This window comes from Maritimibacter alkaliphilus HTCC2654 (assembly GCF_000152805.1).
Lineage (GTDB): Bacteria > Pseudomonadota > Alphaproteobacteria > Rhodobacterales > Rhodobacteraceae > Maritimibacter > Maritimibacter alkaliphilus.
Genome location: NZ_CH902578.1, coordinates 2,173,890 through 2,196,456, shown reverse-complemented (window position 1 = coordinate 2,196,456; position 22,567 = coordinate 2,173,890). Strand labels below are relative to the sequence as shown.

Here is a 22,567-nt window from a genome sequence, read left to right as displayed (position 1 = left end):
TATGACCGTGTTGTCCGCCCGCGACCTGCGCGTTTCTTTCTCGACCCCGGACGGCGAGGTTCAAGCCGTCAAAGGCGTGTCGTTCGATATTCAGGCCGGCGAATGCCTTGGCATCGTCGGGGAATCCGGCTCCGGCAAGTCGCAAAGCTTCATGGCCGCGATGGGCCTTTTACCGCCAAACGGCCGCGCCACCGGATCGGTGACGTTTCAGGGAAACGAAATCCTGAACCTGCCCGTCGGCAAGCTGAACCGCCTGCGCGGCTCGGACGTCGGCATGATCTTTCAGGACCCGCTCACTGCGCTGACGCCCCACCTCAAGGTCGGCGACCAGATGGCCGAAGTGCTGAAGGTCCATAAGGGGCTGTCGGGATCGGCGGCGCGGCGGGCTTGCCTCGACTGGCTCAATCGCGTGCAGATCCCCGAGGCCGAGCGGCGCATGACGCAGTATCCGCACGAACTGTCAGGCGGGATGCGCCAGCGGGTGATGATCGCGCAGGCCATGCTGTGCGAGCCGAAGCTGCTGATCGCGGACGAGCCGACCACGGCGCTCGATGTGACGGTGCAGGCCGAAATCCTCGACCTCATGCATGAATTGCAGACCCAGAGCGGGACGGCCATCGCGCTCATCACGCACGACATGGGCGTGGTGGCGCGCATGTGCGACCGGATCGAGGTGATGAAGCTGGGCGAATATGTCGAGTCCGGCGATGTGATGCAGGTCTTCAACGCGCCGAAACACGACTATACGAAAAAGTTGCTCGACGCGATGCCGCGCATCGACGACGAGGGCGCGCCGGAGGGCACGGCAGAGACGGCCGAACCGCTTCTGTCCGCCGACGACATTCAGGTGCATTTTCCGATCCGCGTGAAGGGCGGGTTGTTCGGGCGGACCATCCCGCTCAAGGCCGTGAACGGCGTGACCTTCGACCTTGCCAAGGGCGAGACGCTTGGTGTCGTGGGCGAAAGCGGCTGCGGCAAGTCCACGCTGGCCCGCGCCGTGCTGCGCCTGATCGAACCCACGGGCGGCGCGGTGTCGTGGCTCGGGTCGTCTTTCACGGACCTCGACAAACGCGCGCTGACCAAGTCGCGCAAGGACATGCAGTTGGTGTTTCAAGACCCGCTCGCCTCGCTCGACCCGCGCATGACGATTTCCGACAGCATCGCCGAGCCGCTCAAGACCTTCCGCCCGGAGTTGTCGAAGTCCCAGCGCAAGGACGAAGTGCTGGCGATGATGGACCGCGTGGGTCTGGAACGCGGCATGTTCAACCGTTACCCGCATGAGCTGTCGGGCGGTCAGAACCAGCGCGTCGGCATCGCCCGCGCCATGATCAACAAGCCCAAGCTCATCATCTGTGACGAGGCTGTTTCGGCCCTCGACGTGTCCATTCAGGCCCAGATCGTGCGGCTGCTGAAAGACCTTCAGGCCGAGTTCGGCATGTCGATGATCTTCATCAGCCACGACCTGTCCGTCGTGCGCGCGATTTCGAACCGGATCATGGTGCTTTATCTCGGTCGCATCGTGGAACTGGCGGATGCCGGGACCGTGGTCGAAGATCCGGTGCACCCCTACACCAAGGCGCTGATTTCCGCGGTTCCGATTCCGGACCCGGAACTGGAACGCACGCGGGAACGTATTCGCATCCCCGGTGAACTGCCCTCGCCGCTGGACCCGAAAGCCGCGCTCAGGTTCCTGCCGTCCAAGCTGCGGGCCGGGAACGAAGACTATACGCCGCGACTGAACCAGATCGCGCCGGGGCATTGGGTGGCGGAGCACGATCCGCTCGACGTGATCCTCGCCGCCGAACCGATGGTCAGCGACGAGGTGGTGGAACCCGTTCGCTAGGCACAGATTGGGACAGGCCGTTTGCGATCTGCTAGCGTCGGCCCACGCGGGACCGGGGAGGACGGAATGGCAGGGCAGATCCTGATCTATGGGGCCTATGGCTACACGGGCGAGTTGATCGCGCGCGAAGCGGTGAAGATGGGTCTGACCCCGCGCCTCGGCGGGCGCGACGCGACGAGGCTGGGGCCGCTTGCCGAGGATCTCGGGCTCGAATGGGTGGCCTTCGGCGTCGATGACCGTGCGGCGACCCGTGCGGCCCTCGACGGGATCGACACGCTGCTGAACGGCGCCGGGCCGTTTCGCGAAACCTACGCGGCGCTGACAGAGGCCTGCCTTGCGACGCACACCCACTATCTCGATATCACCGGCGAGATCGACGTGCTCGCGGGCTGCGCCGCGCTGGATGAACGGGCCAAGGCGGCGGGTATCACGATCATGCCGGGAACCGGCTTCGACGTGGTGCCGACCGACTGCATGGCGGCGATGCTCAAGGAACGCCTGCCGGATGCGACCAAGCTGACGCTCGCCTTCAAAGGCATGGCGCAGGCGTCGCGCGGGACCGCGATGTCCGCGATCCCGCATTTGGGCAACCCGCCCTATGTGCGCCGCGACGGTGACCTTGTGCCGCGTCCCGGCGGTGTCTTTTCGACGTTGGACATGGGCGAGGGGCCGGAGCGGGTGGCTGCGATCAGCTGGGGCGACATCGTGACGGCCTGGCATACGACCGCCATTCCGAACATCGAGGTCTTTCTCGTCCCGCCCAAGGATATGGTGACCCTTTTGAAGCTGCCGCTTTTCCTGCGCCGTTTTCTGGCCGGTGCCGGACGCGCGATCGTCAACCGGGTGCTTGCGCGAATGCCGGAAGGCCCCGACGCCACAGCAAGGTCCACCGGGCGGTGCATCGTCTATGGCCGCGCCGAGAACGCAAAGGGCGATGCCGTGCAGCACGTCATGACGACCGCCGAGGGTTACTACCTGACCAGCCTGACCGCGACACGCATCGCCAAGGCGGTGTCCGAGGGGCAGACGGCCCCCGGTTTTCTCACCCCCGCGCGTGCGTTCGGGTCCGACTATATCCTCGGCTTCGAGGGGAGCGTGCTGCGAAACTGAGGGATCGAAGGCGCGGCACCGGGCTACCCCGCAATCCCCCATTGATCGCCGCGCGAAGGCCGGATAGTGGGGCGGCGAAACACCCTGACTGAAACCGACATCGGAACCGCTCCCCGCCCGTGAGGGTTGGCGAAGCGCGCCCGTTTCTTGTCACCAAACCTTGTGGAGCCGCCCATGCGCCTGAACATCGACGTCACCATGCACTACGGCTTCACGCAGGCGAATACCGTCTTTCTGGCGCTTGAGGCGGCGCATACCGACGGGCAGGAAATCGCGGAAGAATGGATCACCTTCGGGGATGCGACCATCGACCGGATCACGGGCGATTCCGGTGTCGGCCAGCGGGTCTGGGCGCGGGTGCCGGGCAACGAGATGTATCTGACCTATCAGGCCAAGGTGGACGTGACGCGCAAGAACGTGCCGCTCGACAGCCTGTCCGCCGTGCCGATCCACCAGCTGCCCTCCGAAGTCGCGCCCTACCTGCGCCCCTCGCGCTACGTGCAGTCGGACAAGTTCGTTGCCTTCGTCGGCAAGCGTTTCGGTGATCTGACGGGCGGGGCCAAGGTCGCCGCGATCCGCGACTGGATCGAACACAACCTGTCCTATGTGCCCGGAAGCTCGGATGCGGACACCAACGTCCTCGAAACCTTCGCGGGCCGTCAGGGGGTCTGCCGCGACTACGCCCACCTGATCTGCGCCATGGTCCGCGCCGCGCAAATCCCGGCCCGCATGGTCGCCGCCTACGGCCCCGACGTCTGGCCCGCCGATTTCCATGCGGTCGCCGAAGTCTGGCTCGACGGGGCATGGCACCTCGTCGACCCGACCGGCATGGGCACGCCCGACACGCTCGCCAAGATCGCCGTGGGCCGCGACGCCTACGACATCGCCTTCATGGAGTCGCAGGCGCCCGCGAACCTGATCTATCAGGCGGTGTCGGTGGTGCGGGGGTAGGGTGAGCCACAGAGGTAGATCTAAATCTGAAAGGGCGTCGTTGCACCTGTCAAAAAGGGCTCTTCGCGATAGCTTGACGTTAAGATCGGTCGGATTCCTTTAAGGCGATGCTGCTCTTACGCTCGTACCGAATTTGACAGGATGTGGACTTTGAAGGAGTGTATAAACCATTACTTCGTCCACTTTCTGAGGGTCGCAATGGCTCGCTCGAAAACTGGTATGTCAAAGCAAGTTTGGGAGCTGGTAAACACGGCTCGGACTAGAATACGAAAAGAGTCCAAGTGCGCTTCTGGGTCGGAGCTCAAACGCCTGCGGGAAGCATCTGCACGAATTGAGGAGATCGTTATTCGCGCTCGAAAAGAGCGGGTGACACTTGGAAAGCTCGAGGCCGAGCTAAACCAATTGAACATCGCAGATAGGCGAAAAAGAGCCGCACGCTCCGGGCGTTCTTACTTGGACTGGCAAAATCAGCACCTCCCAATGAAGCAAGCGGGGTCGCCGGGCCTTGGGAAGAAGCGCTAGTTGATCCCTACAAAAAAGACCCCCCGGCTCGTCACCGGGGGGCCTCAGTCTATGCCTGACGTTCTTTTTGGAACTTTGGAGTGTCAGGCAATGCCTTACGCTGCTTCACGCAGCTGGTCTTTTTTTTCCTGTTCGACCAGCGCACGGTGGAGAACCTTGATGGCCTCGTCCGCTTCGTCGCGCGGCATCAGGAACTGGACGTCCACGTTGCGCGGCGTCGCGTGGGCGGCGATCACGTCCAGCCCGGCTTCGTCCAGCGCGGCAAGGCCACGACCCAGCACCGACTGCTTGCGCAGGTCACGACCGATGGCCGACACGATGCACTGGCTGCGGATCTTGATCTCGGCCTGCGGGAAGCGTTCCTGAACGTCGGCCTCCACGCGTTTCACGGCTTTGAGCGAGCCTTTGACGTAATGCGTGATGGTGTTCGCGTTCGAGGTCTTCGACACGATCCAGACCTTGTGACGCTTGAGCGCCTCCAGAATGGTCGTGTCGTAGCCCTTCACGCCCACCATGTCCTGTTCGAACACTTCGATGCTGATAACATCCAGCCCGGTCACGATCTCGACCCCCGGCGTATCGCCGCGGCTGTCGTCGATCAGGGTGCCCGGATCTTCCGGCTCGAATGCATTCGTCACGCGCAGCGGCACATCGGCCTGACGCAGCATCTTGGCGGCCGAGGGGTGGATCGCCTCCATCCCGAGGTTCGACAGCTGGTCGGCCACGTCATAGTTGGTGTGACCCAGCTTGCGCACGTTGTCTTCGCCGACGAGATTCGGGTCGGCGGACGAAAGGTGGAACTCCTTGTGGATGATCGCCTCTTTCGCGTGGGTCTGCGCCGCGATGCGGGCGAAGGTCACTTCCGAGTAGCCCCGGTCGTATTCCTTCATCAGCCCTTCCTTGCACTGGGCATAGCCGGTGACGATGGGCATCTCGGTAGCCAGATCGACGTCAGCCAGACCCTTTTCGATGCGTTCGTTCAGGTCGCAGTCGCCCTCGTCGCGCCAACCGGACAGGTCGACGAACCGGGCCGACACGCCAGCACGCTTCAGCATCAGGGTCGTGACATAGGCGGAATGCGCCTCGCCCAGACCCGACAGAAGCTCGCGCACCATCGACATATGCTCGGTCAGCCGGAAGTGGCCGTAGGAGCACAGGCGGCCGAGGTCGATCAGGAACGACCGTGCGCCCGCCATCCGTTCGGCCACGAAGTCGTTCGCGTCCGCGATGTCGGCCGGATGGTCGAGCACCGCGCGATGCGCCTCTTCCATCGCCGCGCCGGTTTTCTTCAGCGCGGCCATCCAGGCGTGGTCGTCGGTTTCGCTGTCGGCGAACGCGGCATAAACGCCTTGCTCACCCGTTTTCTTGTGTTCCAGCAGCAGGTTGGTGATCCCGCCGAAAGCAGAGACGACGAACACGCGGTTATAAAGATCGCCTTCGCGAATGAGCAGCGTATCGCGCAGCTCATTCACACGGCTCATCGACGTGCCGCCGATCTTTTCGACAGTATGATTTCGGTCAGACATTGGTCTTTCCCCGTTTTCAGGCAGCGTCTTCGTCGGGCGCGGCGTAGGAGCCATCTTCGCGATGCACTTCCTTGCCGGTCACCGGCGGGTTGAAACAGCAGGCCAGCACCAGCGTTTCATCGGCCACCAGCGTGTGCTTGTCGTGCTCGTTGAGCGCGTACATGACACCCGGTTTGATCTCATGCGTCTCGTTCTTGGCGAGGTCGGTGATCCGACCCTTGCCCGAGATGCAGTAGACGCTCTCGAAGTGGTTCTTGTAGTGGAACGTGTGCTCCGAACCGCCCTCGATCGTGGTGATGTGGAACGAAAAGCCCATACCGTCATCGGCGAGAAGCATCCGCACGGAGTTCCAGCGCGCGTCCGAGACGGACTTGTCGGTGTTCTTCAGTTCGTTGAAGTCGCGAATAAGCATGTGTCGTTACTCCGCAGCGTATTTGTGGTTTTCGTTCAGCACTTCGCGGGCGGCGTCGACAACGATGTCGAGACCCTTCTGAAGCACGTCGTTCGGGATGTTCAGCGCGGCGAGCACCTTGACCACCTCGTCGTCGGCACCCGACGTTTCGATGATGAGGCCTTTTTCGAAGGCGCGGGCACAGATGTCTCCGGCCAGCTCACCGCTGCCTACGTCGACACCGCGCATGAAGCCACGGCCCTTGAGGTAGGCACCCGGCATGAGGTCGGCGAGTTTCCCGAGACCTTTCTCGAGGATCTCGGCCTTCTCGGCGGTCGAAGCTTCCATCGCGTCCTTGTCGGCCCAGAATTTCTCCAGCGCGACACGACCCGTGACGAAAGCATGGGTGTTGCCGCGGAAGGTGCCGTTGTGCTCGGCAGGCTTCCACACGTCATACTCGCGCTTGATGAGCAGACAGGCGAACGGCAGACCGAACCCCGACAGCGATTTCGCTTGGGTGATGAGGTCCGGCTCGATGTCCATGCCTTCGAAGCCGAAGTATTTGCCGGTGCGGCCGATGCCCGCCTGAATGTCGTCGACGATCAGCAGCGCGCCGTGTTTCTTGGCAAGCTTGGCGATGCCTTCCATCCATTCTTTCGACGCGGCGTTCAGACCGCCTTCGCCCTGCACGGGTTCGAAGATGAACGCAGCCGGCGCGTCGACGCCGGACGAGCCGTTGTCCAGCATGGTTTCGATGAAGGCGAGCGTATCCACACCTTCGCCCATCGCGCCCTCATAGGGCATATGGGTCACGCCACCCAGCGGCGTGCCCGCGCCGCCACGCTTGCCGGCGTTCCCGGTCAGCGACAGCGACCCCATCGTCATGCCGTGAAAGCCGTTGGTGAACGAGATGATGTTGCGACGGCCCGTGATCTTGCGGGCGAGCTTCATCGCGGCTTCAACGGCGTTGGTGCCGGTCGGACCCGTCATCATCACCTTGTAGTCGTCCATGCCGCGCGGCTTGAGCACGATGTTCTCGTAGGCTTCGAGCCACTTGGCCTTTTCCTCGGTGTACATGTCGAGGCCATGGGCGATGCCGTCGTTCGTGATGTGCTCGACCAGCGCCGCCTTCATGTCGGCGTCGTTGTGGCCGTAGTTCAAGGACGAGCACCCGGCGAGAAAGTCGATGTACTCGGTGCCGTCTGTCGCGGTCATGATCGAGCCCTGCGCCTTGGCGAAGGTGGTCGGGAAACCGCGGCAGTACGAGCGGGCTTCCGACTCGCGGCGTTCAAAAACGGGATTGTTCGCAGACTGTTTGTCTGTCGTCATAACGTGTTCCTTCGATGTCTGATTGTGAAAAGGACGGGGGGCCGCGTCGATTACGCGGCCTTCGCCATGTCATCCTCGTCCGGCAGCGTGATCGTCACCATGTGTTCGGTGTCGTGACGGCCTTCGAAGTGATCGTCCTTTTTGAAATGAGCTTCGTCCTCGAGCTCGCCGCCGTGGCGTTTCGCGAACTTCTTGAACAGCGCCCACGAGGCGTCGTTGTCTTTCGTGATGGTGGTCTTGAGGACGTTGGCATCGTCGCATTCTTCGCGACCGAAGATTTCGTCCAGCATCAGGCCACCCAGACCCATACCCCGGGCCTTGGAGCTCACGGCCACCTGCCACACGAAGAGCGCCTCTTCGTTCGGCACGAGATAGCCGGAAATCCAGCCGACAATGTCGCCGTCCAGCTCCGCCACCACGCAGGTGTCACGGAAATGGTCGCATTGCAGCAGGTTGCAGTAGACGGAGTTCTCGTCGAGCGGCTTGCACTCGCGGATCAAGTCCCAGATTTGCGCTCCGTCCTCGGAATTCGGCTTCCGAAGGCGGAGCTTTCCGGATCGGGGAAGGTCTTTCGCAGTATGCATGTTTCGGTCCTCTCCAAAGTTCCTTTGTAGACTAAAGTAGTTTGGGAGGCGTTTTGTTTCAACCTTCAAAGGAAAAAATGCCGGAAATCGGCTGAAATCGCCTGTTTTATGGGGAAATTGCGTGAATTTACTTAGTAAATGAGCGACTCAAAACCTTTAATTCATGAAAGATTAGTCTATCTAAGTAACATGATTGCTTCAGACCTCCTCGCTATGCCATCAAAGCTCTTGGAAGGAGATGGGATGGACCGGACCGATATCAGCCTGATCGCCCTGCGGCGCATCCTGCGCGCAACCGAGCTTTACGGCAAAGAGCTGGCCAATGCGGCCAAGCTGACCGCCGCGCAGTTCCGTGCGCTTCAGATCGTGGGCGAGATCGGGCACGCGACCCCGTCGGACATCGCGACCCGCATGGGCGTGAGCCAGGCGACCATCACCGCGCTGGTGGACAAGCTGGTGGCGCGCGGCCTTGTGACCCGCGAGCGGTCGGAGCGCGACCGGCGCCAGACCAACGTGACGATCACGGCCGAAGGTCAGGCGACCGTCGACGAAGCCCCCGATGCGCTGCAACAGCGTTACGTGCGCAAGTTCGAGGCGCTGGAGGACTGGGAGCAGGCGCAGATCATCGCGTCGCTGGAGCGCGTGGCGGCCATGCTGGACGCCGAAGATATCGACGCCTCGCCGGTTCTGACGACGGGCGACATTCATCACGGCGGCAAGCGGCACTGAGCGGTTTCGAATGGGCTGAAGCCCATCCGACCGAAGCGGGGGCGCTGCCCCCGCACCCCCGAGGTATTTGAGGACCAGAGAAGACGATGCGTGCCCGGGGTGATCCTGAGTGCGTCAGACTTCCAGCACGATCTTTCCGATATGAGTGGAGCTTTCCATATGGGCGTGGGCGCGGGCGGCCTCGTCCAGCGGATAGGTGCTGTCCATGATCGGCTTCACGCGGCCCGCGCCCAGAAGCGGCCAGACGTGTTCGCGCAATTCGGCGGCGATGGCGGCCTTGGCGGCATCCGACTGCGGGCGCAGGGTCGAGCCGGTGATCGTCAAGCGGCGGGCCATGATCTGGGCGAAGTTGATCTCGGCCTTGGGACCGGTCAGGAATGCGATGTGAACCATTCGGCCCTCGTCTGCGAGCGCCTTGATGTTGCGGGCGATGTAGCTGCCGCCGACCATGTCGAGGATCAGGTTCGCGCCGCCCGCCTCGGCCATGACCTCGACGAAATCCGCGTCTTTGTAATTGATCGCCACCTCGGCCCCAAGGTCGGTGCAGACCTTGCACTTGTCGTCCGAGCCTGCGGTAGTGAAGACGCGCGCGCCCAGCGTGCTCGCAAGCTGGATCGCGGTCGTGCCGATGCCGGAGGAGCCGCCATGCACCAGAAACCGCTCGCCCGCCTTCAGCCCGCCGCGCATGAACACGTTCGACCAGACAGTGTAATAGGTCTCGGGCAGGCAGGCGGCCTCTTTCAGACCCATGCCCTTGGGAATCGGCAGCGCGTGTGCCGCCGGGGTGGTGACGTATTCGGCATAGCCGCCACCGGGGAGGAGCGCGCAGACCTCGTCGCCCACTAACCATTCCGTGACGCCGGGGCCGATGGCGGCGACGGTGCCGGAGCCTTCGAGCCCCGGCAGATCGCTTGCCGTCGGGGGCGGGGCGTACATGCCCGCCCGTTGCAGCGCGTCGGGGCGGTTCACGCCCGCATAGGCCAGTTCGATGAGGATCTCGCCATGACCCGGCGCGGGCACGGGCCGCGTGGTCGGTTGCAGCACCTCGGGGGCGCCGGGTTTGGTGATCTCGACGGCGCGCATGGTCTTGGGCAGGGTCATCAGCGGTTCGCGCTCCAACGGCCCGGATAGCCGGTGCGGTGTTCGCCGGGCGCGCGGATGTTGTCCAGCACGCGGCCCGGTCCCTTCATGAAGGCGTCCACAAGCGCGTTCGAGCGCAGCTTGCCCTTCACCTTCTCGAACTGCATGACGTTCTCGATCCGCCGATCAAGAAAGGCCCAGGTGGCCTCGTGCCCCTCGCTGTCGTCGCCGAGCCAGTAAAGCACGGTCGAGGAATAGACGGCCGAAAGCGTCGCGCGTTTGGTGTACCAGTTCACATCCCGCGATGTGTCGCCGAGCGTGTCCCAGATCAGGCCCGAGGTTTCCCAAAGCGCGCGCGACCCGTCGGCGGCGTGCTGGGGCAGGGCGAAAAGCGCCATACCGCGCCGCACAAGCTCCTTATCCGCGACTTCGATCCGTTTGCGCACGGCCGCAGTCACCTTTTCGCGGAACTTGAGCGTGGACAGGTCCATCGCCTCAAGCGCCTCGACCATCTGCCGGTCGCCGCGTTTGTGATAGGCAAACGCCATGTCCACGGCTCCGCGCGGGAACATCGCATGGGCGGTGTCGAGCGGTGTGTCGGTGTCTTCGCACGCAGCCCTGAGCGCGGCGTCGGACCAGCCGTCGAAGGGAACGTGCATTTGAATGGCGTCGAGAAGCGTGTCTTGATCGGTCATGGAGAAATAAGTGGCATGTGGACGAGGCGCCTTCAAGGCGGGGGTAAGGATTTGCGCGGGTCCGGCGAACTGGACAAGCGCGCAGATCGCCGCTATAAGGCCGCTTCCTGCAATTTCTCTTGCAACTCAAACCTAGAAAGGTGGTGACAACCACATGCAGGTATCGGTTCGCGATAACAACGTCGACCAGGCGCTTCGGGCTCTGAAGAAGAAGCTTCAGCGTGAGGGTGTGTTTCGTGAAATGAAGCTCCGGCAGCATTTCGAGAAGCCCTCCGAGAAGAAGGCGCGCGAGAAGGCGGAAGCCATTCGCCGTCAGCGCAAGCTGGCTCGCAAGAAAGCGCAACGCGAAGGGATGCTCTAAGCCTCTCCGACGCGAAGCAGGTCGGTTTGCTGACCAGACGACCCCCGTGGCACCCGCCCGGGGGTTTGTCGTTTCCGGGGTTGCGGTTCGCGGCGGGGCGGCGTTTTCTGCCGCTGCATTTCGACAGGGAACCGCCCATGACCCGCCAGATTACCGTCACCGCCCATTACCCACGCGATGCCGACACGGTCTTTGCCGAGGCGATCCATTTCTCGGAGATGGTCGACGCGATGAAGGGGATCGCGCGGTATGAGGGTCTGCCCGACGACGTGGTGCGCGAGGGCGAGACCTATGTGGTCGACATCACGCTTTTCGGCATCATGAAGAACCCCGGCCATACGATGTTCGTCGAACTCCTCGACCGGGACTCGCGGGTGATCCAGAGCCGTGAGCACAATGCGCAGGTCAAGCGTTGGGATCATACGTTGTCGATCCAGCCCAGCGGCACGGGCTGCATCTGGACCGACAAGATCGTCATCGAAGCGGACCGGATGGAATGGTTCACGGCGCGTTTCGCGGCCTATGTCTACACCCGCCGGCACAGGCATCGGGAGGCCGCGAGCCTCGACACCGTCGTGCGCAGGCTCTGAGGTTCAGACTTCGCGGAAAAAGGTGGTGATCGCCGTGATGATCTCGTTCGGGGCGGCATGGGGCAGGGCGTGGCCGACGCCCTCGACGACGTGGTGGCGGGCGGTGCGGTTCCACTGGGTCATCTTGCCCATTGCGGTCAGCGGGATCACCTGATCGTCGCCCGCCCAGATCGCCAGAACGGGGATGCCGGTCTTGCCGAGGTCGCGGTGCAGGTTCTCAAGGTCGATGGCCAGCGTTTCACGATGTGCGGACAGGACCGACCGCAGGTACCCGCGGCGCGCCGTCTCGTCCGCCATGCGTTTTTCGAGGTCGGGGATCACGGTCGGATGTGACGCATCCCGCGCGGCGGCCCGTCGCAACGATCCGGGGCCGGTGATCCGCCAGAGCCAGTTGCCGATCACGCCGAGGTTGCCGCACCGGCGAAGCGGCTGACCGGGGGTGTAGTCGATCCCGCCGGTGGCGAGGAAAATGACGCGATCCACGCGGGCGGGATTGGCGGTGGCGAAGGCGGCCGCGATGATCCCGCCCATCGAATAGCCCATGAGCGAGACGGGACCATCCAGCCCCTGTTCGGTAAGCAGCTCGTCAAGCTGGTTCACGAAGAACTGCGGCGTCTGGGCGTTTGTGGGACGATCCGACAGCCCCCGCCCATAAAGGTCATAGGCAAGGACTTGGTAGCCCAGAAGGTTCAGGCCGCGCACGAGGCCGGAGAACACCCAATGCGGTGTCGTCAGCCCATGGATCACCACGATGACATGCGAGGTCGGTGCGCCGAACCAGCGGTAATAGGTCTTGCCGTCCGACAACTGGGCATAACCCCCGTCGTCATCGCCCCGCGCGGCGCTGACGGGCGTGCGAAACCACTCGCGCACGAAGGGTGCGATGGCGATAAGGCCGACAATTCCGACGATGAACCAAGCCATGGATACTGCTCGCTTTTGGCGGTGAGTGTGCCGTTTGCGGGGGCGGCACGCAACGCCTTTGCGTGAGGCTTGCCTTTTATCAATGTTTGTTTATATAAATGGATATGGAATCAGTAGGCGCAATCCCCGACATGGACACGGCCTTTGCCGCGCTGTCCGACCCGACACGCCGTGCGATCCTTGCCGGGTTGGCGAAGGGCGAAATGACGGTCAGCGAAATCGCGGCCCCCTTCGACATCAGCCAGCCCGCGATTTCGCACCACCTGAAGGTGCTGGAACAGGCCGGGCTTATCACCCGGCGAATCGACGGCCAGCGCCGCCCCTGCCGGCTGGCCGGGGGAACGCTGGAGGAACTGGAGGCATGGCTCGACAGGCTGCGCCGGACCATGACCGCGAATTACGACCAGCTGGACGCGGTTCTGGCCGAAGAAATGGCGAAACAGGATTTGAAAAAGGATTGAAACGATGCCCAAACCCCTGACGTTCGAACTGATCGGCGACACGCAACTCGTCGTCACCCGCGACTTCGACGCCCCGACCGCGCTCGTCTGGCGCGCGCATATGGAGCCGGACCTTCTCATGAAATGGCAGTCCGGTAACGACGCATTCAACGTGGTCGAATGCGAGATCGACGCGACCGAAGGCGGCACATATCGGATCGTCCATTCCTCGGCCGACTATACCTTTACGATCACGGGGACTTTTCTCGAACTCGACGAACCGAACCGCATCTTGCAGGAGGAGGTGATGTATCTGCCTGACCCGACCCCGCCCAATCTGGTCGAGACGCTTTTCAAAGCCAAGGGTCAGGCGACGCATATGGTCGTGACCATGACCCTGCCGGACGCGCAGACCCGCCGGGAGATGATGGAAACCGGAATGCTCGACGGGATGGAGATTTCCTACAAGAACCTCGACGCGCTGGAACTGGCCTAAGCCGCTTCACCGGGCGTCAGCAGGCCGGCTGCGACAAGGCGGCCGGCCCACCCTTTCGGGCCCTCGAACAGATGCACCTGCCACCCGCGCCGGGCCGCCGTGGCGATGTTGTCCGGCCTGTCGTCGGTAAAAAGCAGGCGCTCGGGCGCGATCCCGCAATCGTCCTCGACCATCTCGTAGATGCGCGGGTCCGGCTTGGTCACGCCCATGTGGCCCGAGATATAGCGCCGGTCGAACTCTGTCAGAAACGTATCGCGCGCCTCGGACAGGGCGAAGCTGTCGATCCCGAAATTCGTGAGCGCGAAGACCGGCACGCCCTTGGCACGCAGCGCCCGCAGGAGCCGGACGGAATGGTCGATCGGCGGGCGGGCAAGGTCGAGCCAGCGGTCATGCCACATCAGGATCTCGTCGCGGAATTCGGGATAGGTTTCGGCGGTTTCTTGCACCACGTCGCGAAACACCTCCCCCCGGTCGAAGCGTTCGTTCATGGCGTGCAGATCCACGGTCGCGAACATCGCCTCGCGCCGCGCGCGCCCGATCATCTCGTCGTACCGATCCTCCGGCTGCCATGTGATGAGCACGTTGCCGATATCGAAAATCACGGCTTCGGGGCGGGGGAGTGTCGGGTCTGTCATGAGGTGAGCCTAGGGCAGGCGGTGAGGAAGGGAAGGGCGAATGGGGCGTCCCGGACAGGATACTAGAATACTAGTATTCTGGAATGATGAGAACGTCACAACCCATTGAAAAACGAAAGATTATCCAAGTTACCAGAGGTTAACGCGCCGCCTCAGCGCCTGCGCCTGCTGAACCTGATCCAGCGCACGCGCCACAGGAAAAAGACCAGAATACCGACCAACAGCGACAGCCAGCCCACCAGCCAATAGAACGCATCGCCATCGTTCACTCCGGGCATCCCACCCACGTTCACGCCGAACAGGCCGGTGAGGAACCCGAGCGGCAGGAAGATGACCGAGACGACCGACATGACGAACATGTTGCGGTTCAGTCGGTCCGAAAGCTGTCCCGACAGTTCTTCGCGCAGGATCATCGCCTGATCGCGCAACTCGTCGAGGTCTTCGACGATCCGCGTCATCTTCAGCGCCTCTTCCTCGATCTCGCGGTGCGTCTCGGCATCGATCACCGGGTTGTCGCTTTCGGCAATCGCGCGGATCACGTCCCGCTGCGGGCCGAGAAAGCGCCGTGCCGCGATGACCTGAAGCCGCAGGTTCACGACCTCGCCGCGCAGGTGGTCGCCGCTCTCTGCGATGATCTGCTCTTCCAGCGCCTCGGCCTTGGCGTCCAGATCGGTCTGGAAATCGCCGATCTTGCCGGTGAGGTCTTCGATCAGCGTGACGAGGAAGGCGCCCGTCGTCTCGGGCCCTTCGCCCAGCGAAAGCCGCGCATCCAGCCGCTCGATCGCGCGCACGCGGCGCAGGGACACGGTGACGATCCGGTGCGCATCGGCCCAGATCCGCAACGAGATCATGTCTTCGGGATCCGCGCCCTCGTTGAAGTTGATCGCGCGCAGAATGATCATCAGCCCATCGCCCAGCCGCGTCAGCCGGGGGCGCGATGCCCGGTCGACCAGCGCCTCGACCGCCTGCGGGTCGAGATAGTCGAGGTGCTCGCCGATCCACGCCTCGGCATCCGGGTGGTTGCCGTCGATATGCACCCAGCCCAGCGTGTCGTCCTTCAGCACATGCCGCATCTCCTCCTCGGTTATGGCGCGGCCCTTGTCGGGGCCATTCAGGACGTGGGCGTAGGTGATGTGGGTTCCGGTCATGGCCGCAGAATGTGGGGCCGGGGCGGAAAAGGGAAGGGGTCGGGCGTCAACGCGAGGCCGTCGCCGCGCGCGTTTCGGCCGGGCCGGCGGCGGACCCCATGACCGCATCGGTGTGATGCAGGGCAGCGGCCATGAGCAACCCAGCTGTGGCGTAGGCGAGAACAAGCGGTTTCATGTGACGACCCTGCGGTTGGACAGGGGTCAAACGGTGCCGGGGCGCCTTTCCGTCGCCCGACAAAGAAAAAGGGCCGCCCGAAGGCGACCCTTTCGATCTCAAACGGCAGTGCCGATCACTCGAGGATTTTCGAGACGACGCCGGAACCCACGGTGCGGCCGCCTTCGCGGATGGCGAAGCGGAGGCCGTCTTCCATGGCGATCGGGGCGATCAGCTCGACGGTGAACTTCAGGTTGTCGCCCGGCATCACCATCTCGGTGCCCGAGGGAAGCTCGACCGTGCCGGTCACGTCCGTCGTGCGGAAGTAGAACTGCGGGCGGTAGTTGGCGAAGAACGGGGTGTGACGGCCGCCTTCATCCTTCGTCAGGATGTAGACCTCGCACTCGAACTTCGTGTGCGGCTTCACCGAACCCGGCTTGCACAGAACCTGACCACGCTCGACCGCATCACGGTCGATACCGCGCAGCAGCGCACCGATGTTGTCGCCGGCTTCACCACGATCCAGCAGCTTGCGGAACATTTCCACGCCCGTGCAGGTCGTCTTCTTGGTGTCCTTGATGCCGACGATTTCCAGTTCGTCGCCCACGTTGATCACGCCACGCTCGACACGGCCGGTCACGACGGTGCCGCGGCCCGAGATCGAGAACACGTCTTCGATCGGCATGAGGAACGGCTGATCCACGGCGCGCTCCGGCGTCGGGATGAAGTCGTCGACGGCCGCCATCAGTTCCTTGATCTTCTCTTCGCCGATTTCCGGGTCACGGCCTTCGAGAGCGGCCAGAGCCGAACCCGCGATGATCGGAATGTCGTCGCCCGGGAATTCGTACTCGGAGAGCAGTTCGCGGACTTCCATTTCGACGAGCTCGAGCAGCTCTTCGTCGTCGACCTGGTCGACCTTGTTCAGGAACACGACCAGCGCCGGCACGCCGACCTGACGGGCGAGCAGGATGTGCTCACGGGTCTGCGGCATCGGGCCGTCGGCCGCGTTCACCACGAGGATGCCGCCGTCCATCTGGGCCGCGCCGGTAATCATGTTCTTCACGTAGTCGGCGTGGCCGGGGCAGTCGACGTGGGCGTAGTGACGCGCGTCCGTCTCGTATTCCACGTGCGCCGTCGAGATCGTGATCCCGCGCGCTTTCTCTTCCGGTGCGCCGTCGATCTGGTCGTAGGCTTTGAAGTCACCGAAGTACTTCGTGATCGCCGCCGTCAGCGTCGTCTTGCCGTGGTCAACGTGGCCGATGGTGCCCACGTTCACGTGCGGTTTGTTACGTGCAAACTTTTCCTTAGCCATTGGCCATACGCCTCGTCTGTAAAGGAACCCAACACGGGTCCGATTCATGATACGGGGGGCAAGTAGCCAATGAATCCGGGAAAATCAAGCGCACATGGTGCCCACGCGAGCCTCACGTGGCGACGCAGGCGCATTTCTTGCCGACGGGGCCACGGCCCCCGCGGCAAAGGTCTGACGAAACGCGGAATTCCGCCGCGTCGGGATCAGGAAGAGGACTCGACCACCGTGGTGCCGGTCGTCGTCGTCTCGACCCCGCCGGGGGTTTCGCTGCGAACGCCCGACGACGTGCCGCCGACCTCTTCGCCGCCTTCCAGAACGGCCCCTTCGGCCCCTTCTTTCACCCGCGCGAACTGCGGCGGGACTGTGCCCGCGGTCGCGGCAGGCGTACCTGCGGAGGTGGTCGCCGGGTCCATGAGCGAGGCGTCACCGAACCACGCGATGTTCTCCATCATGTATTCCTGCACTGACTTGGCGAGAGAGCGGGCCAACGACAGCATCTGTTCGTCGGCGGTCTTGGTCAGGCCGGTGCCGATCAGCGCCTCGGGCGACAGTTCCTCGGACACGGTGAAGATCTTGGGGTCGTCCGTGACCGGCGCACCCTTTTCATCATCCCAGATCGTGACGGATGCGATCAGCACCGATTTCGGCGTGAACACCACGGGCACCCCGATCATGGCGAGCGCGTAGCCGTCCACCTTGGTCGCGATGTGGAAATACTTGTCGCCGTCCCAACGCCCGAAACGCTCTTCCATCGCGAAGTTGATCGCGGTTTCCCACGCCTCGTCGGTCGCTTCGCGCGAAAACGGGCCGATCTCGGGTTCTTCGACCACGGTGACGGTATGGCCAAGCAGGAAGCGCCCCATCGGTTCGGGCACCTGTGCGAGATCGTCGGTTTTGGCACAGGCCGAAACGGAAAGCGCGGCGGCGGCCAGGGCGGCGAAAGTCGTCAGGCGGGGCATGCTCACTCCTCAAAAGATTCACTCGTGCATACCCGCTGGGACGGGGTTGTTCAATTCACGACCTTGCTTGCCCGGCGCATCGGCGCGAAACTCACGCCATGACGCTCGATCAGCCCCCCGAACGCAAACCCGTCGCGGTCCCGGTCCCCGAACGCCCGCGGCGCTTTCTGGAGGCCGTTCGCGCGATGCAGGGCAATGCGCTGGCGCTCCTGCCCAAGATCGCCTTCACCCAGGCCATCGTCTCCGGCCATGTCGTTCGGCGGTTCCACATGGTCATGGATCCCCCGTCTTTGAAGCGGATTTTAAAGGATGCGGCGGCGGATTACCCGAAAAGCGAAGAGGCGCAGGCGATGCTGCGGCCCGCGCTCGGCAACGGTCTGTTCCTTGCCGAAGGCGCGCATTGGCGATGGCAGCGGCGCGCCGCGATGCCGGTCTTTGCCCCGCGCAACCTGACCGCGCTCACGCCCGTGATGACCGAGGCGGCCGAGGCGTCGTGTCGGCGGATTGCCGCCAGACCGGGGCGGCAGGACATGTATCAGGAGATGCTTCAGACCGCGTTCGAGGTGATCGCGGCCGTGTCGATGTCCGAGGATACGGCGATTCCGCGCGAAGTCGCGCATCGTGCCATCGACAGGTATCTGGAAACGGCGGGCAAAGCCTCGCTCCTCGACATTCTCAAGGTGCCCGCCTTCGTGCCGCGCCCCAAGCGGGTGGTGGGAAAGGCGATCATCGCAGATCTGATCCGCGCCACCGACAAGGCGGTCGAGGCGCGGATGGGCCGCGAGCCTGCCGATCCGCCGCCCTTGCTCGACCTGCTCATCGGGGCCTCGGACCCCGAGACGGGGCGGACCATGACAGCGGAAGAATTGCGGGACAACCTGCTCACCTTCCTCGTCGCCGGGCATGAGACGACCGCATTGACGCTGTCTTGGGCGCTTTACCTCGTGGCCTTCGATCCGGCGGTTCAGGAGCGGGCGCGGACCGAGGCGCGTGAGGTGCTGGGCGACCGCCCCGCCGGGGCCGAAGATGTCGCGAACCTGCCCTACATTCGGCAGATCCTGCTTGAGACGATGCGCCTGTATCCACCCGTCGCGATCCTGTCGCGCACGGCGATGAAACCCGACCAGCTTCGCGACCGCGAGGTGCGCGCAGGCGACGTCATGCTCCTGCCGTTCTACGCGCTGCACCGGTCCGAGGTGTTGTGGGACGATCCGAACGGGTTCGATCCCGACCGGTTCGCGGACCCCAAGGCCATCGACCGCTACGCCTTCCTGCCGTTCGGCGCGGGGCCGCGCGTGTGCCTCGGCATGGATTTCGCGATGCAGGAGGCGGTGATCGTGCTGGCCACGATGCTGGCCCGGTTCCGGTTCACCGCAATTCCGGGCCGCGATCCCGAACCGGTCATGATCCTGTCGCTGCGGCCCAAGGGCGGTGTCTGGCTGGACGTGGAACCCGTCTAAAGCGTCAGCACCAGCGGGCAGTGGTCTGACACTTCGGGGTCGCGCACCACCTCGAACGCGGCGGGCCGGGTGTCAGGGCCGACCAGCATGTAATCGGCGAACCGCCCCGGCTTCGGGTAATGGCTGGTCCGGGTGGTCGGGTGCCCCCCGCCGGTCACCAGCTCGTCGAACCCCTCGTCGGCCAGATAGCTCAATGTCTCGCTGCCCGGTTCGACGTTGAAATCGCCGCATAGGACCGTGGCGTCCCCCGGCTCGGCCACGGCGCGAAGCAGCCCAAGGAACCGACGCGCCTGCACCGCGCGCTCCGGCGTGTCCATCTTGCCCGCAAGGTCGCGCAGCCCGTGCATCTGGGCGATGCTCACGCCCCGGTCCAGCCGGTCGTCCCAGACCCTGACGGCATGGCCGCTGCGCGAGCGTGGGTGCTCTCCGAACCCGTTTGCCTCGAACCCCTTGTGAACGAAACCCTGCACCTGCCCGACGATGGGCAGATCGCGGTGAACGAAGGTCGCGAGACCCCAGAACGACGGCACCGGGTCGTCCCCGTCCCACAGTGTGCCGCGCGCAGCCGGGCAGAACAGCGGAACGTGGTCGGGCAGCGCCCCGGTCACGTCACGAAGCAGGTTCGCGCGTTGGTCGAGCACGTGATCGCCGTCGCGGTAGATCAGCCAGTCGCGCGGCGAGGCCGGGGAATGCACGACCTCTTGCAGGCACAGCACATCCGGGGATTCGTCGCGCAGATAGGGAAGCAGGCTGTCCCACAGGGTGCCGCCCCAACTGTTCAAAGACATGATCCGCATCGGCCCGCGCTCAGTTCTCGCCGCCGAGCGTGCCGCCGCCGCGCCCCGCATCGGGCTCGTCCACCCGGCGTTCGATCCGTCCTCCGCCGTTTTCATCGTCCTCGGGCGCGTCCTGTTCGGCATGGCTATCGCCGCACATGCTGCGCATGTCCTGCCACTGGGCTTCGGTGATGACCGGCAGGCCGTATTCGCCGCCCTCGGACGCCGCCTGCGCGCTTTCGATCCGGCGGATCATCTGCGGGTGCGAGGCGAAATGGGCCGCGATCCCTTCGGCGTCGCCGTATTCGTCCATCAGCCGCTGAAAGATCGTGCCGAGTGCTGCGGGGTCGAGGCCCGCGTCACGCATCAGGTCGTGGGCATAGTCGTCAGCCCCGGTTTCGGCGGCCTGCGAATACTTGGCGTTGATAAGCTGGTTGGCGAGCATCAGCACAACCGTCCCGCCCGCGAAATCGCCGAAGAGCAGACCCAGCACGCCGATGGACCCGGCCGACCGCAGCGCATCGCGGGTCGGATCGCGGTTCACGACATGCCCAATCTCGTGCGCGAGGATCGAAGCGACCTCTTCGGGGTTCTCCGCCTCGTCGATCAGCCCCCGGAACAGGATCACGCGCCCGCCGGGCAGGGCGAAGGCGTTGACGAGTTCATGGTCCAGCACGGCGATGCGAACGGGATAGGGCAGGTCGTCGTCCGGGGCCAGCCGATCCACCATCGCGTCGATAGCGGCAAGCCCGTCCGAATCCTCGCACAGCCTGACCGCGGCGTTCTCACGCCCCAAGGCACCCCGGATCTGCTCGAACGTGGCATCCCCCAGCGCCTGCTCGCCCTCGGGCGGCAGGTAGGTGGCAAGTTGATCCGCCATGATCGGCACCAGCACGAAGATGATGAGCGCGACGCTCGCCACCGCACCACTGGCCCAGGCGCCGATCCTGCCCCAGTTCGTCACCGGCTGCGCCCGGTTGAGCCGTGGCGCGACCGCGCGCAGTTCCTTGGCCACGAAGGGGTTGTCGACCTTGAGCCGCGCCATGTCGTCGAAGCCCTGCGCCAGAACCACCCCATCGGAATAGGCCTGATCCTTCAGCGCGCGCACCTCGTCCAGCGGCCACAGGATACGTTCGCCATCGGGCATGATGATGTTCAGATGGCTCCGCGACAGTTCCAGCGACACGCGATGCATGACCGGGTCCGTGCCGTCGACGTAATCCGCGTAGACCGCCTTGTCTTCCGGTTCTTCCACCGCGGGGGCTGCGCCGTAAATATCGGTCAAAACGCATCTCCCAGCGGCAGGGCATCGGCAAAGCCTTCGGCCTCGGCGAATTCGTCACGGGCGCGCTGCTTGATGCCGAGCAGCGCCTGCGGGTTCTCGATCTCGGTCGTTTCCGCGAAATGCTGGGCGACGGGCAGAGTGATGAACACCTCTTTCAGCACGCCCCAGAAGATGAAGATTGCGAAATATGTGATGATCCCGAACAGGATCGGGACGAAGGCGGGCAGGTTGCCGAGCGTGGTGAGATACCCGTCCTCGTCGATGTTTTCGAGCGCGAAGCCGGTCGCGGCGAAGATGATCCCGAACAGGATCGAGACGCCGATACCGGCGGCGATGAAGATCCCGCCCATCGCGGCCCACCCGCCCGCATAGATGCCGACGATCCGCCCGGTGCGCGGGCTGGCCTTGAGCCGTGCCTCCCCGATGGTCTTGGTGTTGGTCAGCGCACGAAAGCTCCCCGCCTTCCATGCGGCGAGGCCGAAGAAAAACCACGGCACGGCGATGAAGATGAGGGGCGCGAAACGCGGGTCTTCGGTCGCGATGAGCATCCCGATGGTGCCGGCGAGCAGGGCGGCCGACAGGTAAAGGTGCAGCATCGGTTTGATGAGCATCCGCCACGACCCGCCCTGATGCATCCGCTGTTCGCCATAGAAGGTCCGGTCGGTCCGGTACTTCTCGAGCCAATAGGTCTTGACCGGCCAGTAAAGCCCCGCCGTCAGCACCGTCAGCCCCCAATGAAGCAGCGAACGCCAAACAAAGCCCGCGACCCCCGGTTCGAGCCCGAAGCGGATACCGCGCCACCGCGTGCGGGCCAGCACATAGCGGCGGGCGCGGTATTGGGCGAAGAAGATCAGCGGCGTGATCCCGACGACCGAAACCGCATAGGCGGGCGTGTTCCCCTCGAACAGCGAGAACGAGAAGAACATCAGGATCAGGTTCACGATACCGATGTAGAAGGCGAGGAAGACGACAGCGGTCAGAAAACCGAGCAGCTTCTCGGTCGGTCGCCCGACATATTCCAACGGCATCCCACCGGGGCGGATCGCGCTCCAGTAATACCGGCGCATCCGCGTCTTCATCCAGAAGCGATAGAACCCGGCAGTCAGAACCGTGCGGATACCCGTCGCCAGCGCCAGCCGGAAGATCGCCCCCTTGGCACCCTTGTAGTCGGTCGTGAGGTCAGCGAAGGCCATGGTTGCGTCCGGTGTCCGAATATTGTTGTCCCCGTCGGGGTTTGCGGCCCCGCCGGCAGGTTTGCCGATCCGGG

General features: G+C 64.0%; 24 protein-coding genes. 9 read left to right on the top strand and 15 right to left on the bottom strand.

Annotated features, from left to right (window positions below; all coding sequences use genetic code 11):
* Nucleotide 1: 1 nt before the first annotated feature.
* The 3 genes from RB2654_RS11835 (at nucleotide 2) to RB2654_RS11825 (ending at nucleotide 3,904) form a co-directional block, all read left to right on the top strand.
* A complete protein-coding gene (locus RB2654_RS11835) occupies nucleotides 2–1,843 on the top strand; it encodes an ABC transporter ATP-binding protein (protein ID WP_008331771.1) in 1,842 nt (613 codons plus the stop codon).
* Between the two features lie 66 nt (nucleotides 1,844–1,909).
* Complete coding sequence (locus RB2654_RS11830; RefSeq protein ID WP_008331770.1) at nucleotides 1,910–2,953, top strand: saccharopine dehydrogenase family protein; 1,044 nt, start codon at nucleotides 1,910–1,912, stop codon at nucleotides 2,951–2,953.
* A gap of 174 nt (nucleotides 2,954–3,127) precedes the next feature.
* Entirely contained in the window at nucleotides 3,128–3,904 is a 777-nt protein-coding gene (locus tag RB2654_RS11825; RefSeq protein ID WP_008331768.1) for a transglutaminase-like domain-containing protein, read from the top strand.
* Nucleotides 3,905–4,521: 617 nt separating this feature from the next.
* Here RB2654_RS11825 and RB2654_RS11820 read toward each other — a convergent pair.
* From RB2654_RS11820 to ectA, 4 genes are read right to left on the bottom strand one after another with little or no spacing between them, the layout of a single operon-like run.
* Nucleotides 4,522–5,952, bottom strand: a complete 1,431-nt coding sequence (locus tag RB2654_RS11820; protein ID WP_008331766.1) for an aspartate kinase — start codon at nucleotides 5,950–5,952, stop codon at nucleotides 4,522–4,524.
* A 16-nt stretch (nucleotides 5,953–5,968) separates the two neighbouring features.
* Entirely contained in the window at nucleotides 5,969–6,364 is a 396-nt protein-coding gene (locus RB2654_RS11815; protein WP_008331765.1) for an ectoine synthase, read from the bottom strand.
* Nucleotides 6,365–6,370: 6 nt separating this feature from the next.
* Nucleotides 6,371–7,672 (bottom strand): diaminobutyrate--2-oxoglutarate transaminase, encoded by a 1,302-nt coding sequence (gene ectB, locus RB2654_RS11810; RefSeq protein ID WP_008331764.1) that lies wholly within the window; start codon nucleotides 7,670–7,672, stop codon nucleotides 6,371–6,373.
* Nucleotides 7,673–7,722: 50 nt separating this feature from the next.
* Complete coding sequence (ectA, locus tag RB2654_RS11805) at nucleotides 7,723–8,256, bottom strand: diaminobutyrate acetyltransferase (protein ID WP_008331763.1); 534 nt, start codon at nucleotides 8,254–8,256, stop codon at nucleotides 7,723–7,725.
* Between the two features lie 243 nt (nucleotides 8,257–8,499).
* On the opposite strand from ectA, the gene RB2654_RS11800 reads away from it, so the two are divergent.
* Nucleotides 8,500–8,985 (top strand): MarR family winged helix-turn-helix transcriptional regulator, encoded by a 486-nt coding sequence (locus RB2654_RS11800; RefSeq protein WP_008331762.1) that lies wholly within the window; start codon nucleotides 8,500–8,502, stop codon nucleotides 8,983–8,985.
* Between the two features lie 114 nt (nucleotides 8,986–9,099).
* On the opposite strand, the gene RB2654_RS11795 is transcribed toward RB2654_RS11800, so the two are convergent.
* Both RB2654_RS11795 and RB2654_RS11790 read right to left on the bottom strand, forming a co-directional pair.
* Nucleotides 9,100–10,080 carry an NAD(P)H-quinone oxidoreductase gene (locus tag RB2654_RS11795; protein WP_040885651.1) on the bottom strand — a complete coding sequence of 327 codons (981 nt, stop codon included), beginning with the start codon at nucleotides 10,078–10,080 and terminating at the stop codon, nucleotides 9,100–9,102.
* A gap of 5 nt (nucleotides 10,081–10,085) precedes the next feature.
* Nucleotides 10,086–10,760 (bottom strand): COQ9 family protein, encoded by a 675-nt coding sequence (locus tag RB2654_RS11790; protein WP_008331760.1) that lies wholly within the window; start codon nucleotides 10,758–10,760, stop codon nucleotides 10,086–10,088.
* 154 nt (nucleotides 10,761–10,914) lie between these two features.
* Between RB2654_RS11790 and rpsU the strand changes: the two genes are divergently transcribed.
* Both rpsU and RB2654_RS11780 read left to right on the top strand, forming a co-directional pair.
* Nucleotides 10,915–11,121, top strand: coding sequence for a 30S ribosomal protein S21 (gene rpsU / locus RB2654_RS11785; RefSeq protein WP_008331758.1), 207 nt, complete (start codon nucleotides 10,915–10,917; stop codon nucleotides 11,119–11,121).
* A gap of 137 nt (nucleotides 11,122–11,258) precedes the next feature.
* Nucleotides 11,259–11,711: a hypothetical protein gene (locus tag RB2654_RS11780; RefSeq protein ID WP_148912491.1), complete on the top strand. Its 453-nt coding sequence runs from the start codon at nucleotides 11,259–11,261 to the stop codon at nucleotides 11,709–11,711.
* 3 nt (nucleotides 11,712–11,714) lie between these two features.
* Here the strand turns inward: RB2654_RS11780 and RB2654_RS11775 are convergent, their stop codons facing one another.
* Nucleotides 11,715–12,635, bottom strand: coding sequence for an alpha/beta fold hydrolase (locus tag RB2654_RS11775; RefSeq protein WP_008331748.1), 921 nt, complete (start codon nucleotides 12,633–12,635; stop codon nucleotides 11,715–11,717).
* Between the two features lie 104 nt (nucleotides 12,636–12,739).
* On the opposite strand from RB2654_RS11775, the gene RB2654_RS11770 reads away from it, so the two are divergent.
* A complete protein-coding gene (locus tag RB2654_RS11770) occupies nucleotides 12,740–13,096 on the top strand; it encodes an ArsR/SmtB family transcription factor (protein WP_202795874.1) in 357 nt (118 codons plus the stop codon).
* 4 nt (nucleotides 13,097–13,100) lie between these two features.
* Nucleotides 13,101–13,571: an SRPBCC family protein gene (locus RB2654_RS11765; protein ID WP_008331746.1), complete on the top strand. Its 471-nt coding sequence runs from the start codon at nucleotides 13,101–13,103 to the stop codon at nucleotides 13,569–13,571.
* Here the strand turns inward: RB2654_RS11765 and RB2654_RS11760 are convergent.
* From RB2654_RS11760 to RB2654_RS11745, 5 genes are all read right to left on the bottom strand, one after another.
* Nucleotides 13,568–14,206: an HAD family hydrolase gene (locus RB2654_RS11760; protein ID WP_008331745.1), complete on the bottom strand. Its 639-nt coding sequence runs from the start codon at nucleotides 14,204–14,206 to the stop codon at nucleotides 13,568–13,570. The genes RB2654_RS11765 and RB2654_RS11760 overlap by 4 nt on opposite strands.
* A gap of 152 nt (nucleotides 14,207–14,358) precedes the next feature.
* The gene (locus RB2654_RS11755; protein WP_008331744.1) at nucleotides 14,359–15,354 is read right to left on the bottom strand and encodes a zinc transporter ZntB; all 996 of its coding nucleotides are present in this window, start codon (nucleotides 15,352–15,354) and stop codon (nucleotides 14,359–14,361) included.
* A 46-nt stretch (nucleotides 15,355–15,400) separates the two neighbouring features.
* Nucleotides 15,401–15,529 (bottom strand): hypothetical protein, encoded by a 129-nt coding sequence (locus RB2654_RS24025; RefSeq protein ID WP_008331742.1) that lies wholly within the window; start codon nucleotides 15,527–15,529, stop codon nucleotides 15,401–15,403.
* 115 nt (nucleotides 15,530–15,644) lie between these two features.
* Nucleotides 15,645–16,820: an elongation factor Tu gene (tuf, locus tag RB2654_RS11750; protein WP_008331614.1), complete on the bottom strand. Its 1,176-nt coding sequence runs from the start codon at nucleotides 16,818–16,820 to the stop codon at nucleotides 15,645–15,647.
* A gap of 203 nt (nucleotides 16,821–17,023) precedes the next feature.
* Entirely contained in the window at nucleotides 17,024–17,779 is a 756-nt protein-coding gene (locus RB2654_RS11745; protein WP_008331740.1) for a hypothetical protein, read from the bottom strand.
* A gap of 98 nt (nucleotides 17,780–17,877) precedes the next feature.
* Here RB2654_RS11745 and RB2654_RS11740 point away from each other — a divergent pair, with 98 nt between their 5' ends.
* Nucleotides 17,878–19,239 carry a cytochrome P450 gene (locus RB2654_RS11740; protein ID WP_008331738.1) on the top strand — a complete coding sequence of 454 codons (1,362 nt, stop codon included), beginning with the start codon at nucleotides 17,878–17,880 and terminating at the stop codon, nucleotides 19,237–19,239.
* Here the strand turns inward: RB2654_RS11740 and RB2654_RS11735 are convergent.
* From RB2654_RS11735 to RB2654_RS11725, 3 genes are read right to left on the bottom strand one after another with little or no spacing between them, the layout of a single operon-like run.
* Nucleotides 19,236–20,027 (bottom strand): endonuclease/exonuclease/phosphatase family protein, encoded by a 792-nt coding sequence (locus tag RB2654_RS11735; protein ID WP_246146635.1) that lies wholly within the window; start codon nucleotides 20,025–20,027, stop codon nucleotides 19,236–19,238. The two genes, RB2654_RS11740 and RB2654_RS11735, sit on opposite strands and share 4 nt — an antisense overlap.
* A 19-nt stretch (nucleotides 20,028–20,046) precedes the next feature.
* The gene (locus RB2654_RS11730; RefSeq protein ID WP_008331735.1) at nucleotides 20,047–21,300 is read right to left on the bottom strand and encodes a M48 family metallopeptidase; all 1,254 of its coding nucleotides are present in this window, start codon (nucleotides 21,298–21,300) and stop codon (nucleotides 20,047–20,049) included.
* Nucleotides 21,297–22,493, bottom strand: coding sequence for a DUF898 family protein (locus RB2654_RS11725; protein ID WP_040884777.1), 1,197 nt, complete (start codon nucleotides 22,491–22,493; stop codon nucleotides 21,297–21,299). The genes RB2654_RS11730 and RB2654_RS11725 overlap by 4 nt, the downstream gene beginning before the upstream one ends.
* Nucleotides 22,494–22,567 lie beyond the last annotated feature (74 nt).

What these genes read in the sequence shown, in the direction of transcription:
- RB2654_RS11835 (WP_008331771.1), top strand. Translation starts at nt 2, where the DNA reads ATGACCGTGTTGTCCGCCCGCGACCTGCGCGTTTCTTTCTCGACCCCG.
- RB2654_RS11830 (WP_008331770.1), top strand. Translation starts at nt 1,910, where the DNA reads ATGGCAGGGCAGATCCTGATCTATGGGGCCTATGGCTACACGGGCGAG.
- RB2654_RS11825 (WP_008331768.1), top strand. Translation starts at nt 3,128, where the DNA reads ATGCGCCTGAACATCGACGTCACCATGCACTACGGCTTCACGCAGGCG.
- RB2654_RS11820 (WP_008331766.1), bottom strand. Translation starts at nt 5,952, where the DNA reads ATGTCTGACCGAAATCATACTGTCGAAAAGATCGGCGGCACGTCGATG.
- RB2654_RS11815 (WP_008331765.1), bottom strand. Translation starts at nt 6,364, where the DNA reads ATGCTTATTCGCGACTTCAACGAACTGAAGAACACCGACAAGTCCGTC.
- ectB (WP_008331764.1), bottom strand. Translation starts at nt 7,672, where the DNA reads ATGACGACAGACAAACAGTCTGCGAACAATCCCGTTTTTGAACGCCGC.
- ectA (WP_008331763.1), bottom strand. Translation starts at nt 8,256, where the DNA reads ATGCATACTGCGAAAGACCTTCCCCGATCCGGAAAGCTCCGCCTTCGG.
- RB2654_RS11800 (WP_008331762.1), top strand. Translation starts at nt 8,500, where the DNA reads ATGGACCGGACCGATATCAGCCTGATCGCCCTGCGGCGCATCCTGCGC.
- RB2654_RS11790 (WP_008331760.1), bottom strand. Translation starts at nt 10,760, where the DNA reads ATGACCGATCAAGACACGCTTCTCGACGCCATTCAAATGCACGTTCCC.
- rpsU (WP_008331758.1), top strand. Translation starts at nt 10,915, where the DNA reads ATGCAGGTATCGGTTCGCGATAACAACGTCGACCAGGCGCTTCGGGCT.
- RB2654_RS11780 (WP_148912491.1), top strand. Translation starts at nt 11,259, where the DNA reads ATGACCCGCCAGATTACCGTCACCGCCCATTACCCACGCGATGCCGAC.
- RB2654_RS11775 (WP_008331748.1), bottom strand. Translation starts at nt 12,635, where the DNA reads ATGGCTTGGTTCATCGTCGGAATTGTCGGCCTTATCGCCATCGCACCC.
- RB2654_RS11770 (WP_202795874.1), top strand. Translation starts at nt 12,740, where the DNA reads ATGGAATCAGTAGGCGCAATCCCCGACATGGACACGGCCTTTGCCGCG.
- RB2654_RS11765 (WP_008331746.1), top strand. Translation starts at nt 13,101, where the DNA reads ATGCCCAAACCCCTGACGTTCGAACTGATCGGCGACACGCAACTCGTC.
- RB2654_RS11760 (WP_008331745.1), bottom strand. Translation starts at nt 14,206, where the DNA reads ATGACAGACCCGACACTCCCCCGCCCCGAAGCCGTGATTTTCGATATC.
- RB2654_RS11755 (WP_008331744.1), bottom strand. Translation starts at nt 15,354, where the DNA reads ATGACCGGAACCCACATCACCTACGCCCACGTCCTGAATGGCCCCGAC.
- RB2654_RS24025 (WP_008331742.1), bottom strand. Translation starts at nt 15,529, where the DNA reads ATGAAACCGCTTGTTCTCGCCTACGCCACAGCTGGGTTGCTCATGGCC.
- tuf (WP_008331614.1), bottom strand. Translation starts at nt 16,820, where the DNA reads ATGGCTAAGGAAAAGTTTGCACGTAACAAACCGCACGTGAACGTGGGC.
- RB2654_RS11745 (WP_008331740.1), bottom strand. Translation starts at nt 17,779, where the DNA reads ATGCCCCGCCTGACGACTTTCGCCGCCCTGGCCGCCGCCGCGCTTTCC.
- RB2654_RS11740 (WP_008331738.1), top strand. Translation starts at nt 17,878, where the DNA reads ATGACGCTCGATCAGCCCCCCGAACGCAAACCCGTCGCGGTCCCGGTC.
- RB2654_RS11735 (WP_246146635.1), bottom strand. Translation starts at nt 20,027, where the DNA reads ATGTCTTTGAACAGTTGGGGCGGCACCCTGTGGGACAGCCTGCTTCCC.
- RB2654_RS11725 (WP_040884777.1), bottom strand. Translation starts at nt 22,493, where the DNA reads ATGGCCTTCGCTGACCTCACGACCGACTACAAGGGTGCCAAGGGGGCG.